Genomic DNA, 15,798 nt, shown 5'->3' on the forward strand with positions numbered 1-15,798 from the left:
CGCTTGACACCGGGTCCGGCGCCGTACTAGACACCCTGTGCGCGATTGCTGGAAAGGTTTCCAGGATTGAGGAGTCCGCTGATGCCTCACCCCGCCGAGTCCCCGGCCCCGACCGGGATGGACGACTCGAACGACGACGCCCCGCTGTCCGGCGGGCACTGGAAGGCCGCCGTGCTGGCCGCCACCGCGAGCTACTTCGACGCCGGCGCGATCGTGGCCGGCGCCGTCGCGCTGCCGCTGTGGGCGAACGAGTTCGGCCTGACCGCCACCGCCGTCGGGCTGATCGGCGCGTTCGGCGCCAACGGTTTCTCCACCGGGGTCGGCGCGGTGGTCGGCGGCTGGCTGGGCGACCGCTACGGCCGTCGCGTCATCTACACCTGGGACCTGCTGCTCTACGCGCTGGGCGTGCTGGTCATCGCGTTCGCGCCGAGCGTCGGGATCGTCGTGCTCGGCTACGTGCTGACCGGTCTCGCGGCCGGCGCGGACATCCCGAACTCGATGTCCCTGCTGGCCGAGATCGCCCCGCGCCGGGCCCGGAGCAAGATCGTCGGCCTGGCCCCCGTGCTGTGGTACCTCGGTCCGCTGGTGGTGACGGTGCTCAGCGTGGCGATGCACTCCCTCGGCCTACTCGGCGCGCGGATCATCTTCGCCCACCTAGCCGCGGTGGCCCTGGTGGTCTGGGTGCTGCGCCGGAGCATGGTGGAGTCGCCGAGATGGACCGCGCTGAGAACGGCGACGGCCGGCCGCGGCGAGTCGAGCGCATGGCGCACCGCGCTGCCGGCGCTGCTGTTCCTGGTGCCGCTGGTCAGCGTGTGGAACATCCCGGCCGGGACCTACGGCTTCTTCTTCCCTTACCTGCTGGGCACCGCCGGCGCGCACAGCTCGCTGGCCTCGGACTTCCTCAACATGCTGCTGTTCGTGATCGGCATCCTCACCCTGACCGTCTTCGTCCTCATCGGCGACCGGGTCAATCGCAGGCTGATGTACTCGGTGTTCTCCCTGGTGGCCGCCGTGGGCTTCCTGGTTTTCCTGGTCGTCCCGGTCAGCAACATCGCCGGCGTGCTGGCCAACCTCCTGCTGATGGGCGTCGGCGGGTTCTCCGCGACGTTCCACGTGTGGAGCGTGTGGTCGACCGAGCTGTTCCCCACCGAGGTGCGGGCCAGCGCCCAGGGCTGGACGGTCGCGGTGTCCCGGTTCGTGATCGGGGCCTGGAGCCTGGCCCTGCCGCTGGTGCTGGACAACGCCGGCTTCACCGAGGTCGCCGTCATCCTCGCCGCGATGTACCTGTTCGGCGCGGTGTTCGGCGGCCTGTTCGGCCCGTCCACGCAGGGCCGCGCGCTGGAGCGCATCAGGTTCCGCTGGTCGGCGAACTTCCGGCCGGGGGCGAGATGAGCCGGCTGCGGCTCGGGGTGATCGGCGCGGGCTCCTGGGCGATGGCCGCGCACCTGCCGGCGCTGGCCCGCCGGCGCGAGGAGGTCGAGTTCGTCGCCGTGTGCCGCCCCGACGAACCGGCGCTGCACCGGGTCGCCCAACGCTACGACTTCGCCGTGGCCGCCACCGACTACCGCGAGGTGCTCGCCGCCGGCGTGGACATCTGCGTGGTGGCCAGCCCGCCGGCCGTGCACCACGAGCACGCCGCCGCCGCGCTCGAGGCCGGCGCCCACGTGCTGTGCGAGAAGCCGATGACGCTAGCCGCGGCGCACGCCTGGCACCTGGTGGAGCTGGCCGCCCGGGCCGACCGGCAGCTGCTGGTCAGCTTCGGCTGGAACTACCAACCGATGATCGTCGCCGCCAAACGGATGGTGGAACGCCACGGCATCGGCCGGCTTCGCCTGGCTGTACCGCCCGGACGGGGTGGACGAGCGGGTCCCGGTGCGCCCCGGCGACGGGGCCTACCGCCCGGAGGGGCCGGCCAACGCGCTGGTGGACGCCGCGCTCGGCCGCACCAAGGCCAACCGGGCGCCCGGCGAGGTCGGCGCCCGTACCGTCGAGGCGCTGGAGCTGCTCTACCGCGGCGCGGCCAGCGGCCGGATGGAGGAACGCGCGTGAGGATCGCGGCGGTGCAGGCGTTCCCGCTGGCCTACGACGAGCCGAACGACGCGGGCGGGCGCCGGCACGTGTGCCTGGTGCGGGTGCGCGCCGAGGACGGCCAGGTCGGCTGGGGCGAGGCGGTCACCATCTGGCCGGAGGCGACCAGGGCGGTGGTGGCCGTCGTGGATGGCCTCGCGGAGCTGCTGGCCGGCCGCGACGCGCTGGCCACCACCCGGCTGTGGACCGCGGTCCGCGAGCACACCTGGTGGTACGGGATCGGCGGCATCGCCACGTTCGCGCACGCCGCCGTGGACATGGCGCTGTGGGACCTGCGCGGGCGCGCGACCGGGCAGCGGGTCGCGGACCTGCTCGGCGGCCCGGTGCGCGACGGCCAGCCGTGCGTGGTGTCCTGCCACGCCGGGCGGGCGGACCTCGCCGAGGGCGCGGCCGAGATCGCCGACTGGGTGGCCGGCACCGGCGCGTCGGGGGTGAAGGTCGGCTTCGGCAAGCGCGGCGAGGCGGCGCTCGGCGTCGACCACGCCCGGGACGTCGCGTTCGTCCGCGAGCTGCGGGCGGCGCTCGGCCCCGATCCCCGAATCATGATCGATATCGGCGCCCGGATCCGCTGGGACGTGGCCACCGCGGTGCGCCGGGTCCGCGCCTTCGAGGAACACGACCTGCACTGGATCGAAGAACCGCTCGGCGCCGACGACCCTGAGGGCTACGCCACGCTGCGGGCGAAGACGAGCACGCTGATCGCCTACGGCGAGCGGGAGTGGACGGTGCGCGGGGTGGACCGCATCCTGCGCACCGGCACAGTCGACGTCCTCGGCGTGGACCCCGGCCGCACCGAGGGCGTCACCGGGTTCGCCCGCGCGTGCGCCCTGGCCGAGGCCGCCGGCCGGCAGGCCAACGCGCACGCCTGGGCCGGCCCGATCGCGTTCGCCGCCGCGCTCGCGGTGTCCGCCGCCTCGCCCGCCTGCCACCAGTTCGAGGTCCAGCCCCTGCCGAACCCCCTGCACACCGACCTCGCCAGTTCCCCTCGCCCGGAAGGCGGCCGGATCGCTCCCCCGCCCGGCCCCGGCCTCGGCGTCGAGGTCGACGAGCACGCCCTGGACCACTACCGCCTCGACGGCTAGGGCGATCACTATGCTCGTCCGGACCCGAGGAGGCCCCATGACGTCCGACGACCGGTTGGTCTCCGAGCGCTTCCCCCGCTCGTCCGCCTACCACCCGGAGTGGGTCACGGCCGGGGTGAGCGGCGCGGCGAACTCGCTGTGGCTGACCGAATGGCTGGCCGAGGCCATGGACCTGCGTCCCGGCATGCGGGTGCTGGACCTCGGCTGCGGGCGCGGCGCCTCGTCGATCTTCTTGCACCGCGAGTTCGGCGCGCGGGTGTGGGCGACCGACCTGTGGTTCAGCCCGACCGAGCGGCTGCGGCGCATCCGGGACGCCGGCGCCGGGGACGGCGTGTTCCCGATCCACGCCGACGCCCGCTCGCTCCCGTTCGCCGACGAGTTCTTCGACGCGGTGGTCAGCATCGACTCGTTCCCCTACTACGGCACCGACGACCTGTACCTGGGCTACCTCGCGCGGTTCGTCCGGCCCGGCGGCGCGATCGGGATCGCCGGCAGCGCGCTGACCAGGGATATCGACGGCCAGGTTCCCGAGCACCTGCGCGACTGGTGGGAGCCGAGCCTGTCGTGCCTGCACTCCGCGCAGTGGTGGCGCCGGCACTGGGAGCGCGGCGGCGTGGTGCGGGTCGAGCGGGCGGACACCCTGGCCGACGGCTGGCGGTACTGGCTGGACTGGCAGCGCGCGGTGGCGCCGGACAACCGGGTGGAGATCGACGCGCTCACCGCCGACCAGGGCGACTACCTGGGCCATGTCCGAGTGGTGGGCCGGCGCCGCGAGGACGTCGTGCTCGACGAACCGATCACGTCCGTCCCGGTGCGGTACTCGCGGCAACCCTTGTTGCGCGACTAAAGAGGCCGCGCGCAGCTGTCGGTGGGGCGGAAGCCGGTCGGCAGGGTGACCCGCCTCGGCTCGGCGCCCGCGATGCGGTCCAGCAGCAGCTCGGCGGCCACCCTGCCGATCTCGCCGGGCTGCCGGGACACCGTGGCGATCGGCGGCTCCAGGAACTCGGCCAGCGGCACGTCGTCGCAGGTGATCAGCGACAGGTCGGTGGGGACGCGCAGGCCGGCGGCCCGGATGGCGCGCAGCACGCCGGTCAGGATCTGGTTGCCGCCCACGATGACGGCGGTCGGGCGGTGCGGTTGGGCGAGCAGCTCGGCGCAGGCCGCCGCGCCGTGCTCGGCGGTGAACGAGCCCTGCCGCAGCTGCGCGGTGACGTCCGGACGGCCCCTGGTCAACCGGCGCAGCACCTTGGCGCGCTCCTTGGCCGGCCGCACCCTCGGGTTGCCGTTGACCAACGCGATCCGCTGGTGCTCGAGCCCGAGCAGGTGCTCCACCGCGTCGGTCATGCCGGCGGCGTGGTCGCTGAGCACCGCGCTCATCCCGGCCAGCTCGGGGGCCTCCCGGTCGACGAGCACGCACGGGATGTCCGACGCGGCGACCGCCCGCACCGACTCGCCGTCGTCCTCGTCGGCCAGCGAGAGCAGCAGGCCGTCCACCCGCCGCGACCGGAACAGCCGCACGTGCCGCGCGTCGAGCCCCGGCCGGCTCATCGAGTTGGCCAGCTGCAGCGCGTACCCCGACTCCCGCAGCCGCACCTCCGCGCCCAGGCCGATCTGCGCGAACAGCGGGTTGGAGATGTCGCTGACCACGAAGCCCACGGTCATGGTCGCGCCGGTGCGCATGCTCTGCGCGAGCATGTCCGGCTCGTAGCCCAGCGCGGCCACCGCGTCCCGGACCCGGTTGCGCATGACCTCGCTGACGTCCGGGTGCCCGGACAGCACCCGCGACACCGAGGACAGCGCGACGCCGGCTCGCTCGGCGACCTCGCGCATGCCGGCGCGGCGGGCACCGGCGTCAGGGTTCGGGCTCACGGTTCCTCTCCGTACTGAACGGCTGGAAACGATATGTGACGGCGGTGGTCAGTACATCAACAGTCCGCCGCTGATGTTCAGGGTGGCCCCCGTGATGTAGGCGGCGTGCCGGGAGGCCAGGAAGACCGCGGCGCCGGCCAGGTCCTCCGGCCGGGCCAGCCGCCCGAGCGGGGTGTCCGCGAGCAACCCGTCGAGCACGGCCGGGTCCAGGTCGGTGGTCAGCATCGGGGTGTCCACGTTGCCCGGCGCTATGCAGTTGACGGTGATGCCGTGCGGGGCCAGCGTCCGCGCCAGCCCCCTGGTCATCGAGACCACGCCGCCCTTGGTCGCGGCGTACACCACCGAGCCGCCGAACCCGCCGGACCACCAGCCCTGGGAGGCCACCGTGATGATCCGGCCACCGCCGAGCTCCTTCATGGCGCGCGCCGCCGCCCGGCACAGGAAGAAGGTGGCGCGCAGGTTCACCTCCTGCTGGGCGTCCCAGTCCTCGTCGGTGACGTCCTCCAGCTCGGGGCGCCGGCGCAGCACCGCCGCGTAGTGCGCCAGCACGTCGAGCCGGCCGCACCGCTCCCGCACCCGCGCCACCAGCCGTTCCGGGGCGTCCCGATCGGCCAGGTCGACCGGGAACGGGTGGTGGCCCGCGCCGGGCAGCTCGGCGACCAGCTCGTCCAACGGCCCCGGCCGCAGGTCGCTGACCGCCACCCGGGCCCCCGCCGCCGCGAACGCGCGCACCGCCGCCCGCCCGATGCCGCCGGCCGCACCGGTGCACAGCACGACCCGGTCCTCCAGCCCGGCCCCGAGATCCCAGGCCATCGCGCTCACACCCCGTCTCCCTTGAGCGATCCGCCCACTCGTGGATATCGTGGTCGCCGTTCGCTGGAAACGTTACCAGGAGACTGCATGCCCGACCCTGACGCCGGTGGCCTGACCATCACCGCGATCGAGACCATCCCGGTCATCGCCCCGCTGGCCCGCACGTTCCGGGGCAGCTACTACCGGATGACGCACCGGGCCACCCTGATCGTCCGGGTGCGCACCGCCGACGGGATCGTGGGCGAGGCGTACGCGGGCGACGAGGACAAGACGCTGTCCGACATCGAGGGCATCGTCCGGACCGAGATCGCGCCGAACGTGATCGGCCTCGACGCGATGGCCACCGAGCGGGTCTGGCAGGCCGGCTACCCGGCGACCTTCGACATCCTGCGCGACCGCCGCCTCGGCCTGGTCGCGCTGGCCTGTGTCGACACCGCTGTGTGGGACGCGGTCGGCAAGGCGCTCGGGGTGCCGCTGTGGCGGCTGTGGGGCGGCTACCGCCGCGACCTGCCGCTGGTGGCCATCGGCGGCTACTACGGCGAGCCGCTCGGCCCGATCGCCGAGGAGGTGGCGGGATACCGGGAGCTGGGCCTGGCCGGGATGAAGCTCAAGGTCGGCGGCGCCCCGCCGGCGGTCGACGCGCAGCGCGTGCACGCCGCCAGGGAGGCCGGCGGCGACGACTTCGTGCTCCTGGTCGACGCGAACCAGGGCTACTCGGTGGCCGACGCCGTCGAGTTCGGCCGCCGCGTCGCCGACCTGGGCGTGCGGTGGTTCGAGGAGCCGGTGCGCTGGCACAACGACCGGCGCTCGCTGCGCGACGTGCGCACCCGGACCACCCTCCCGGTCTGCGCCGGCCAGAGCGAGCTGTCCCCGTCCGGCTGCCGCGACCTGATGGAGGCCGGCGCGATCGACGTGTGCAACTTCGACGCGTCCTGGTCGGGCGGGCCGACGGCCTGGCGGCGCACGGCCGCGATCGCGTCCGCCTACGACGTCCAGATGGGCCACCACGAGGAGCCGCAGGTGTCCGTGCACCTGCTCGCCAGCCAGCCGCACGGCACCTACGCGGAGTGCTTCCATCCCGACCGCGACCCGTTCTGGTGGCACCTGATCGCGAACCGCCCGCCCGCCGTGGACGGCCGGGTCACCCTGTCCGACCGCCCCGGCCTGGGCTGGGAGCTGGACTGGGACTACGTCGAGCGGCACCGGGTGGCCCCATGAGCGACGACCTGACCGGGCTGCTGCGCGCGATGCTGACCATCCGGCGGTTCGAGGACGAGGTCCTGGACCTGTTCACCCGCAACCTTGTCAGGGGCAGCACGCACCTGTGCCAGGGCCAGGAGGCAGTCCCGGTCGGGGTCTGCGCCGCGCTGCGCCCCGGCGACACCATGACCTGCACCTATCGCGGCCACGGCGCGGTGCTGGCGATGGGCGCGCCGGTCGACAGGTGCTTCGGAGAGCTGCTCGGCAGGGCGGGCGGGCTGTGCGGGGGCAAGGGCGGGTCCATGCACTTCGCGGACGTCTCGGTCGGCGCGCTGGGCTCGAACGCGATAGTCGGCGGCCACCTGCCCATCACCGTCGGCGCCGCGCTGGCCGCCCGACACCTGGGCACCGGCGCGGTCTCGGTGGCCTTCCTCGGCGACGGCGCGACGAACATCGGCGCGTTCCACGAGAGCCTCAACCTGGCCGCCGTCTGGAAGCTGCCCGCCGTCTTCGTCATCGAGAACAACCACTACGGCGAGTACAGCCCGCTGGAGGCCACCACGCCGATCACCAGGCTGGCCGACCGCGCCGCCGGCTACGGCATGCCCGGCGAGTACGTCGACGGCAACGACGTGCTGGCCGTGCGGGCGGTGGCCCGGGACGCGGTGCGCCACGCCCGAGCCGGCGACGGGCCGACCCTGGTCGAGGCGGACACCTACCGCCAGCAGGGCCACTCCCGGTCCGACCCCGGCGCGTACCGCCCGGAGGGCGAGCTGGAGCACTGGCTGGCCCGCGACCCGATCGACCGATTGACCGACGCCATGCTCACCGGCGGCCGGTGCGACGCCGCAACCATCGAGACCATCCGCGCCGAGGTCACCGACGCTGTCGGGGAAGCCCTGGCCAGGGCGATGTCCTGGCCCCCGCCAGACCCCTCGGCGCGGTTCGACAACGTCTACACCGGCCAGGAAGGGCGCTGACGCATGGCGGAGACGATCAACTACCGGCAGGTGATCTCCCGCGCGCTGGCAGACGGCCTCGCCTCGGACCCCCGGGTGATCTTCATCGGCGAGGACGTCGGCGCCGCCGGCGGGGCGTTCAAGTCCACCGTCGGGCTCCACCAGCGGTTCGGGCCGGACCGGGTCCGGGACACCCCGATCTCCGAGCAGGCCATCGTGGGTGCCGCGATCGGCGCCGCGATGAACGGGCTGCGACCGGTCGCGGAGATCATGTTCGCGGACTTCGCCGGGGTGTGCTTCGACCAGATCGCCAACCAGCTCGCCAAGCACCGCTACATGACCGACGGGCAGGTCAGCCTGCCGGTCACCATCCGGATGGCCAACGGCGCCGGCGCCGGGTTCGCCGCCCAGCACTCCCAGCCGGCGGAGAACTGGTTCCTGAACATCCCCGGCCTCAAGATCGTGGTCCCGGCCACCGTGCCCGACCTCTACGGCCTGCTGCGCACCGCCATCGCCGACGACGACCCGGTGCTGTTCTTCGAGCACAAGAACCTGTTCGCGGTGAAGGGCGAGCTGGCCGACGACCCGCGTCCCATCCCGCTCGGGCTCGCCGACGTGGTCCGCAACGGCCGGGACGTCACGATCGTCGCCACCCAGCAGATGCGCCACCGCGCCGAGCGCGCCGCCGACCGGCTCGCGGCCGACGGCGTCGAGGCCACGGTGATCGACCCGCGCACCCTCGTCCCGTTCGACGACGACACGGTGGTGGCCAGCCTGCGCGAGACGTCCCGGCTGGTGGTGGTGCAGGAGGCGCCGGCGGCCGGGAGCTGGGGCGCGTCCCTGATCGCCCGCATGACCTGCCGGCACTTCGAGCTGTTCGACGCGCCGCCGCTGCTGGTGGCCGCCGACGACACCCCGGTTCCGTACGCCCGCGAGCTGGAGGAGGCCTGGCTGCCCGGCGTCGAGCGCATCGTCGCCGAGACCCGCACGCTCGTCGCCTACTGACCCTGGCAGACTGCGTGCATTGTGAGGCCCGACGAGCCCGCCGAGGTTGACGCCGACATCCCACACCCGTACCGGGCAGGCCCCTATCCCCGCGCGCTGGTGCATCGAGGCTGGCAGCTCGGCGAGCTGGCCGGCATGGAGAACTCGATGGCCTCGTTCCGGCGGGCGCTGGCCGAGGGCTTCCGGTACCTGGAGATCGACGTCCACGCGACCTCGGACGGCGTGGTGGTGGTCGCGCACGACGCCACCCTGGACCGCACCACCGACGCCGTCGGCCCGATCGCCGAGCAGCCCTGGGAACGGGTCCGGCGCGCCCGGGTCGGCGGCCGGGAACCGGTGACCAGCCTGCGCGCGGTGATCGAGGAGCTGCCGAACGCGTTGCTCAACATCGACGTCAAGGCCGGCCCCGCCGTCCGCCCGACCCTGGAGCTGCTGGCCGAGACCGATGCCTGGCGGCGGGTCTGCCTGGCGTCCTTCTCCGCCGTGCGGCTGGCCAGGCTGCGCCGAGGCGCCCGGGCGCGGGTGCTCACGTCGTGCTCGCCCGCCGACGCGCTGGCGCTGCGGATCGACGGCTGGCTGCGGCAGGCGCGGGTGGGCCGGGTCGGCGGGCTGCTCCCGGTGCCGGCCCAGCTGGCGCAGCTCCCCCGCCGGCAGGGGCCGCTGACGGTGGTGGAGCCCGCGCTCATCGAGGCCGCCCACCGCCGGGGCATGGAGGTCCACGTCTGGACGGTGAACGACCCCGCCGAGATGCGCGAGCTGCTGGACATGGGGGTGGACGGGCTAGTCACCGACCGTCCGGACCGGCTGCGCGAGGTGCTGGCCGAGCGCGGCCAGTGGCGCGGGTGACGAACCGCCGGCTCACCCGTGAGCAGCGCGGTTGGTGCGTGTACGACTGGGCCAACTCGGTGTTCCAGACGTCCGTGCTCACCATTTTCCTGTCCCTGCACCTGACCGAGGTGGTCACCGCCGACGCCCGCGCCTCCGGCCAGGCGTGCGTCACCGCGCTGCGGGAGTGCGAGGTGTCCTTTCTCGGCGCGCGGGTCCAGGCCGGTTCGGTGCTCGGGTTCCTGCTGGCCGCGTCGACGATCCTGCAGCTGCTGGTGCTGCCGATCACCGGCGCGATCGCCGACCGGGCACGCAACAAGCGCGCGCTGCTGGGCGGGTTCGCCTTCACCGGCGCCGCCGCCACCTGCGGCCTGGCCCAGATCCACGGCACCTCGTGGGAGCTCGGCGCCGCCCTGTTCGCCCTGGCCAACCTGTGTTATTACGCCTCGATAGTCGTCTACTACGCGTTCCTGCCCGAGATCGCGGAGCCGGACCAGCGGGACAACGTCTCGGCGAAGGGCTGGGCCTTCGGCTACCTGGGCGGCGGGCTCTGCCTCGCGCTCAACATCGTGATCATCCAGGCCCGCGAGCCGCTCGGGCTGTCCGAGGCCGACGCGATCCGGGTGGCCTTCGTGGTGTGCGGCGTGTGGTGGGCGGTGTTCACCGTGATCCCGCTGCGCCGGCTCACCGAGCACCGGGCCCCGCTCGGGCCCGAGCGCGGCGGGGCGCTGCTGACCGCCGGGTTCCGCCAGCTCGGCCGGACCCTGGCGGCGGCGCGGCGGTTCCCGATCACGCTCGCCTTCCTGGCCGCCTTCCTGGTCTTCATCGACGGCATCAACACGGTCGCCGAGACCGCCGGCCTCTACGGCTCCCAGGAGCTGAAACTTCCCATCGAGGTACTCACCATCACGATCCTGATCGTGCAGTTCGTCGCCTTCGGCGGCGGGCTGGCGCACGGCCGGCTGGCCGCCCGGATCGGCGCGAAGCGGACGATCCTGGTCAGCCTGACGGTGTGGGTGGCGGTCATCTCGGCCGCCTACTTCGTGCAGGCCGGCGAGCGGCTGCAGTTTTACGGGCTGGCGCTCGGCATCGGACTGGTGCTGGGCGGGACCGCCGCGATGTCCCGCTCGCTGTACAGCCAGCTGGTGCCGGTCGGCCAGGAGGCGCAGTACTTCGCGCTCTACACCCTCGGCGAGCGGGGGACGTCCTGGCTGGGGCCGCTGGTGTTCTCCTTGGTGGCGAACGCGACCGGATCGTTCCGGCCCGCGATCCTGTCCCTGATCACCTTCCTGGCCGTGGGGTTTGCGCTGGTGGCGGCGGTTCCGGTGCGCCGGGGCATCCGGGCCGCCGGGAACCCGGAGCCAGACCTGGTCTGAAATTGTGACGCAAGTCACACGTGGCTACCCGGTCACAAAGATGATTACGTGACGAGGTTTTAGGGGACACTGTGGGGCGGCACGGAGGCGGCATGTTTCGACAAGTGTCACTCACGACACGTCGACCGACGTGCCGCAGAGGGGAACGTACGCGCTAGGGGTGACGTTACACGAGGAGTTAGGAGCCTGGGATCCCCTCCTCCGGGCCCACGAAGTGAAAGGAAGACATCATGGCGGACCGTGTGCTGCGAGGCAGCCGGCTCGGGGCTGTCAGCTACGAGACCGACCGCAATCACGACCTCGCGCCGCGCCGGTCGGTCCAGTACGCCTGCCCCAAGGGCCACGACTTCGACGTTCCCTTCTCCGATGACGCCGAGCCACCGATGACCTGGGAGTGTCGGCTGCACGGCAGCGTCTCCAAGATGATCGACGGCATCGAGCCGGAGGCCAAGAAGGTCAAGCCACCGCGTACGCACTGGGACATGCTGCTGGAGCGGCGGTCGGTGGCCGAGCTGGACGAGCTGCTCTCCGAGCGGCTCGAGGAGCTGCGTGGGCGTCGCTCGAAGACTGCGTAAGCTGCGTTAGCTGGGCCGCACAGCGGCCGTGGTGTCGGCCTGATCCCCGATGGGGTCAGGCCGACACTGCGTTTTCGGCGGGGTTTCAGGCGGAGACGGCGTCCCGGGGGCGGCCTTCGTCGCCGGAGCCGAGGCGGCTGCGCAGGCCCCAGCGGGTGACCCGCCACAGCGCCTCGCGGACGATGAAGCCGCTCATCTTGGAGTAGCCGTGCTCGCGCTCGGTGAAGGTGATCGGCACCTCGCTGACCCGGAAGCCGGCCTGCACCGTGCGCCAGGCCATGTCGATCTGGAAGCAGTAGCCCTGCGAGTCGACGTCGTCGAGGTCCAGCTCGGAGAGCACGTCGTAGCGGAACACCCGGTATCCGGCGGTGATGTCCCGGATCGGGACCCGCAGCGCCAGCCGGGAGTAGAGGTTGCCGCCCCGGGACAGCAGCTCCCGGCGCTTGGGCCAGTTCACCACGGTGCCGCCGGGGACGTAGCGCGACCCGATCACCAGGTCGGCGTCGGTGAGCTCGTCCACCATGGCCGGCAGGCTCTCCGGCGGGTGCGAGCCGTCCGCGTCCATCTGGACGATCGTGCGGTAGCCGTTGCGCAGCGCCCACCCGAAGCCCGCCAGGTAGGCCGCGCCGAGGCCGCCCTTGCCCTCCCGGTGGAGCACCTGGACCCGGGGGTCGGCGCCGGCCATCTCGTCGGCCAGCTCGCCGGTGCCGTCCGGGCTGGCGTCGTCGACCACCAGCACGTGCGCGTCCGGCGTCGCGGCGTGCACCCGGCGGACGATCGGCGGCAGGTTGTCCCGCTCGTTGTAGGTGGGGATGACCACCAGCAACGAACCGCCGTCGCTCTCAGCCTGCCGGTCAGCCATCCTGGTCCTCTCGGGTCTCGTCTCGTGCCGTCTGGGTCGAACCGGCGCGCCGGCGACGCAGCGCGACACCGAACGCGACAACTCCCGCCGCCGCGAGCACCCACTCCGGGACGGCGCCGAGGCGGGTGGCCACGGTGACCGTCGTACGCAGCGGGACGCGCTCGACCAGCGCCGCCGGGCTGAACAGCTCGGAGCGGGAGAGCACTGCGCCGTCCGGAGCAATGATCGCACTCACCCCGCTGGTGGCCGCGACCAGTACCGCCCTGTCGTGCTCGACGGCCCGCAGCCGGGACATCGCGAGCTGCTGGTAGGTCATCTCCGAGCGGCCGAACGTGGCGTTGTTCGTGGGCACGGTGAGCAGCTGCGCCCCGTTGCGGACGCTGTCGTTCACCAGGTCGTCGAAGGCGACCTCCCAGCAGATGGCCACCCCGACCGGGATGCCGGCGAGCTGGACCACGCCCGGTCCCTCGCCCGGCACGAAGAAGCCGGCCCGGTCGGCGTAGGAGGAGAACAGCCGGAAGAAGCCACGCCACGGCAGGTACTCGCCGAACGGCTGGACCCGGCGCTTGTCGTTGCGCTGGGTAGGCCCCACCCCGGGCTCCCAGACCAGCGCCGAGTTCGCGGTGTGCCGACCGTCCGGGAGCACCAGCACGGCTCCCACCAGGATCGGCACGCCCATCCTGGCCGAGGCGGCGCTGATCCGAGCGAACGCGTCGGCGTTGCGCAGCGGGTCGATGTCCGAGGAGTTCTCCGGCCAGATCACCACCTCGGGGCGGGGTGCGCGGCCGGCCGCGACGTCGTCGGCGAGCTGCATGGTGCGGCGCACGTGGTTGTCCAGCACGGCGCGGCGCTGGGCGTTGAAGTCGAGCCCGAGCCGGGGCACGCTGCCCTGGATCGCGGCCGCCGTGACCGTCCGCTCCGGCGACGGCGCGCCCGACGCAAAGGCCCCGGTCAGCGCGGCCGGGACGGCCATCGCGACCACCACCGGCAGCACCGCGCACGCGGCCGCCGGCACCCGCCACCGCGAGGTGAGCACCGCCCGCGCCAGCGCGGCCAGCCCGAAGCCGGTGAGCACCACCGCGAAGGACACCAGCGGGGTGCCGCCGACGGCGGCCAGCCGGGCGAACGGGCCGTCGGCCTGGGAGTACGCCACCTTCCCCCACGGGAAGCCGCCGAACGGGAACCGCGAGCTGGCCGCCTCGGTGGCCACCCAGAGCGCGGCCGACCACACCGGAGCCCAGGCCAGCCGGGAGGCGATGGCGATCGCCGTGGCCCCCACCGCGAGGAACAGCGCCTCCAGGGCGGCCAGCGCCAGCCACGGGACCGGGCCCACGTAGATGCCGATCCAGGGCAGCAGCGGTACGAAGTAGCCGAGCCCGAACAACAGCCCGAGCCCGAAGCCGGCGCGCCCCCGCCGGCCCCGCAGCGCGGCCGCGAGCAGGGCGAACCCGATCGGCGCCAGCCACCACAGGGTCCGGGGGGCACAGGCGAGGTAGAGCAGTACGCCGCCGGCCGGGGCGGCGAGCAGCCGGGCCACCGAGGCCGGGCGCGGCCATCTCGGCCGGCGACCGGGCGGCTCCGAGCGCGCCGGAGCCTGCGCCGTGGCCGGGGTCGACGTCACCGGGTCAGCTTAGTGTCGGCTCACCCGGTTCACCGGCCCGGGCCAGGCTGGACGGCTCAGTAGGCGCGCTTGGGCATGATCACCCAGAGCACCAGGTAGATCACGAACTGCGGCCCCGGCAGCAGGCAGGACAGCAGGAACAGCACCCGGACCACGAACGGGCTCATGCCGAACCGTTCGGCCAGGCCGGCGCACACACCAGCGATGATGGCCCCCTCCCGGGGGCGGGTCAGCGTCGAGCTCACCGGATCCTCCTTCGCGCACGGCGTCTCGGGCGCCGTCGTGCCTCCAGGATGCCCACCCTCGGGCATGGTTGAACTCCGTGACGTCCCCGATTTTCCGGCTCGGGGTCACCCCGACCCCACCCCTTCGGCGCAACGAGATCACGATCGGTGCGGGCGGGTACGGCCGTGCGTGGCGCGTGCCCACACGATCAGCCAGTTCTCCCCCTGCCGATCACTGGTTACGGTGATCTCGTGGCCCGAGGCGTCGGCAGGTTCCTGGTCATCGTGTCGGCGGTTCTGCTCGGGGTGGCGGTGCCGGGCACGGCGGGCGCCATCGTGCCGGCCGGGAAGCAGACGGCGATCGTGGCGCTCGGCGACAGCTCAGCGTCCGGTGAGGGCGCCGGCGACTACGAGCCGGGCACCCGGGGCGAGCGGGGCGACTGGTGTCACCGCTCCTCGCAGGCCTACGTCCGGCGCACCGGCCTGGCCAGCACCTCGGTCAACCTGGCCTGTTCCGGCGCGGCGTCGGCGCACGTCGGGTTCGGCTCCGCGCGCCGCTACACCGAGCGCTCCCAGGCGCAGCGCCTGGTCGAGGTGGCGCGCGCGCACCGGGTCACCGCGGTGGTCGCCCAGCTCGGGGTGAACGACGACCCCGGGTTCGGCCCGGCGGTGGTGCGGTGCGTGGCGGCGTACCTGAACCGGGCGCTGCCCGGGTGCTCCGGCGAGCTGGGCGACCAGTGGCGCGGTCGGCTGGCGGCGATGGCGCCCAAGGTGGAGAAGGCGCTCGGCGACGTGCGCGCCGCGATGCGCCAGGCCGGGTACCGCGACCAGGACTACACGCTGGTGCTGGCGTCCTACCCGTCGCCGGTCACCGAGTCGATGGTGCCGGCGCACGGGCTGAGCTGCCCGATCCGCGTCGAGGACGCCCGCTGGGGGCGTACCGTCGCGGTCCCCCAGCTCTCGGCGGCGCTAGCCGGCGCCGCCGAGCAGTCCGGCGCCCGGTTCCTAGACCTGTCCCGGGCCGCCGAGGGGCGCGAGGCGTGCACCAGCGCCGGCCCGGAGTGGCAGCGCCGGCTGGCCGTCAACCCGGAGGCGCTGGTGCAGGGTGGGGCGGGCGGCCTGTCCCACCTCGCCCAGGAGTCGTTCCACCTGAATGCGGCCGGGCACGGCCAGGTGGCCGGCTGCCTGGCCGAGTTCGTCAGGGGCACCGCGACCAAGGCGCGCTGCCTGGCCGGCAAGGACGGCCGGTTGCACGCGGTGGCCAACCAGGCCGAGCCGGCGCGGGCCGGCCGCTGAGGG

At 73.5% G+C, this 15,798-nt stretch carries 15 protein-coding genes; 10 read left to right on the plus strand and 5 right to left on the minus strand.

Going from position 1 to position 15,798, the window contains the following annotated elements; genetic code table 11:
• The first annotated feature begins 81 nt into the window (after nt 1-81).
• From N912_RS48925 to N912_RS48930, 3 genes are read left to right on the plus strand one after another with little or no spacing between them, the layout of a single operon-like run.
• The gene (locus N912_RS48925) at nt 82-1,392 is read left to right on the plus strand and encodes an MFS transporter (protein WP_084210520.1); all 1,311 of its coding nucleotides are present in this window, start codon (nt 82-84) and stop codon (nt 1,390-1,392) included.
• Nucleotides 1,389-3,170, plus strand: a complete 1,782-nt coding sequence (locus N912_RS61740; RefSeq protein WP_051579458.1) for an enolase C-terminal domain-like protein — start codon at nt 1,389-1,391, stop codon at nt 3,168-3,170. The genes N912_RS48925 and N912_RS61740 overlap by 4 nt, the downstream gene beginning before the upstream one ends.
• Before the next feature lie 37 nt (nt 3,171-3,207).
• Nucleotides 3,208-4,017: an SAM-dependent methyltransferase gene (locus tag N912_RS48930; RefSeq protein WP_037062653.1), complete on the plus strand. Its 810-nt coding sequence runs from the start codon at nt 3,208-3,210 to the stop codon at nt 4,015-4,017.
• Here N912_RS48930 and N912_RS48935 read toward each other — a convergent pair.
• Nucleotides 4,014-5,039: a LacI family DNA-binding transcriptional regulator gene (locus N912_RS48935; RefSeq protein ID WP_051579460.1), complete on the minus strand. Its 1,026-nt coding sequence runs from the start codon at nt 5,037-5,039 to the stop codon at nt 4,014-4,016. The genes N912_RS48930 and N912_RS48935 overlap by 4 nt on opposite strands.
• A 48-nt stretch (nt 5,040-5,087) precedes the next feature.
• A complete protein-coding gene (locus tag N912_RS0102005) occupies nt 5,088-5,852 on the minus strand; it encodes an SDR family NAD(P)-dependent oxidoreductase (RefSeq protein WP_064745191.1) in 765 nt (254 codons plus the stop codon).
• Between the two features lie 87 nt (nt 5,853-5,939).
• Here N912_RS0102005 and N912_RS0102010 point away from each other — a divergent pair, with 87 nt between their 5' ends.
• The 6 genes from N912_RS0102010 to N912_RS0102035 all read left to right on the plus strand — a co-directional run bounded on the left by N912_RS0102010 (nt 5,940) and on the right by N912_RS0102035 (nt 11,792).
• A complete protein-coding gene (locus tag N912_RS0102010) occupies nt 5,940-7,070 on the plus strand; it encodes a mandelate racemase/muconate lactonizing enzyme family protein (protein WP_028921101.1) in 1,131 nt (376 codons plus the stop codon).
• On the plus strand, nt 7,067-8,032 hold the full coding sequence (locus N912_RS0102015) for a thiamine pyrophosphate-dependent dehydrogenase E1 component subunit alpha (protein ID WP_037062655.1): 966 nt from the start codon (nt 7,067-7,069) through the stop codon (nt 8,030-8,032). Before N912_RS0102010 ends, N912_RS0102015 begins: the two co-directional genes overlap by 4 nt.
• Nucleotides 8,033-8,035: 3 nt before the next feature.
• Nucleotides 8,036-9,016 carry an alpha-ketoacid dehydrogenase subunit beta gene (locus N912_RS0102020; protein WP_028921103.1) on the plus strand — a complete coding sequence of 327 codons (981 nt, stop codon included), beginning with the start codon at nt 8,036-8,038 and terminating at the stop codon, nt 9,014-9,016.
• 21 nt (nt 9,017-9,037) lie between these two features.
• The gene (locus N912_RS0102025; RefSeq protein WP_245645153.1) at nt 9,038-9,862 is read left to right on the plus strand and encodes a glycerophosphodiester phosphodiesterase family protein; all 825 of its coding nucleotides are present in this window, start codon (nt 9,038-9,040) and stop codon (nt 9,860-9,862) included.
• Nucleotides 9,859-11,217: an MFS transporter gene (locus tag N912_RS0102030; RefSeq protein ID WP_245645154.1), complete on the plus strand. Its 1,359-nt coding sequence runs from the start codon at nt 9,859-9,861 to the stop codon at nt 11,215-11,217. The genes N912_RS0102025 and N912_RS0102030 overlap by 4 nt, the downstream gene beginning before the upstream one ends.
• Nucleotides 11,218-11,447: 230 nt before the next feature.
• Nucleotides 11,448-11,792, plus strand: a complete 345-nt coding sequence (locus tag N912_RS0102035) for an RNA polymerase-binding protein RbpA (RefSeq protein ID WP_028921106.1) — start codon at nt 11,448-11,450, stop codon at nt 11,790-11,792.
• An 85-nt stretch (nt 11,793-11,877) separates the two neighbouring features.
• Here N912_RS0102035 and N912_RS0102040 read toward each other — a convergent pair whose 3' ends face one another.
• Genes N912_RS0102040 through N912_RS0102050 form a run of 3 tightly spaced genes read right to left on the minus strand, consistent with a single transcriptional unit; the run spans nt 11,878 to nt 14,520 of the window.
• Nucleotides 11,878-12,654, minus strand: coding sequence for a polyprenol monophosphomannose synthase (locus N912_RS0102040; protein ID WP_028921107.1), 777 nt, complete (start codon nt 12,652-12,654; stop codon nt 11,878-11,880).
• On the minus strand, nt 12,647-14,275 hold the full coding sequence (gene lnt, locus N912_RS0102045; protein ID WP_084210521.1) for an apolipoprotein N-acyltransferase: 1,629 nt from the start codon (nt 14,273-14,275) through the stop codon (nt 12,647-12,649). The genes N912_RS0102040 and lnt overlap by 8 nt, the downstream gene beginning before the upstream one ends.
• A 56-nt stretch (nt 14,276-14,331) precedes the next feature.
• On the minus strand, nt 14,332-14,520 hold the full coding sequence (locus N912_RS0102050; protein ID WP_037062656.1) for a PspC domain-containing protein: 189 nt from the start codon (nt 14,518-14,520) through the stop codon (nt 14,332-14,334).
• A 231-nt stretch (nt 14,521-14,751) separates the two neighbouring features.
• Here N912_RS0102050 and N912_RS48940 point away from each other — a divergent pair, with 231 nt between their 5' ends.
• Nucleotides 14,752-15,795 carry a GDSL-type esterase/lipase family protein gene (locus N912_RS48940; protein ID WP_037062657.1) on the plus strand — a complete coding sequence of 348 codons (1,044 nt, stop codon included), beginning with the start codon at nt 14,752-14,754 and terminating at the stop codon, nt 15,793-15,795.
• Nucleotides 15,796-15,798 lie beyond the last annotated feature (3 nt).

The organism is Actinospineispora acaciae DSM 45401 (assembly GCF_000620785.1).
GTDB lineage: Bacteria > Actinomycetota > Actinomycetes > Mycobacteriales > Pseudonocardiaceae > Pseudonocardia > Pseudonocardia acaciae.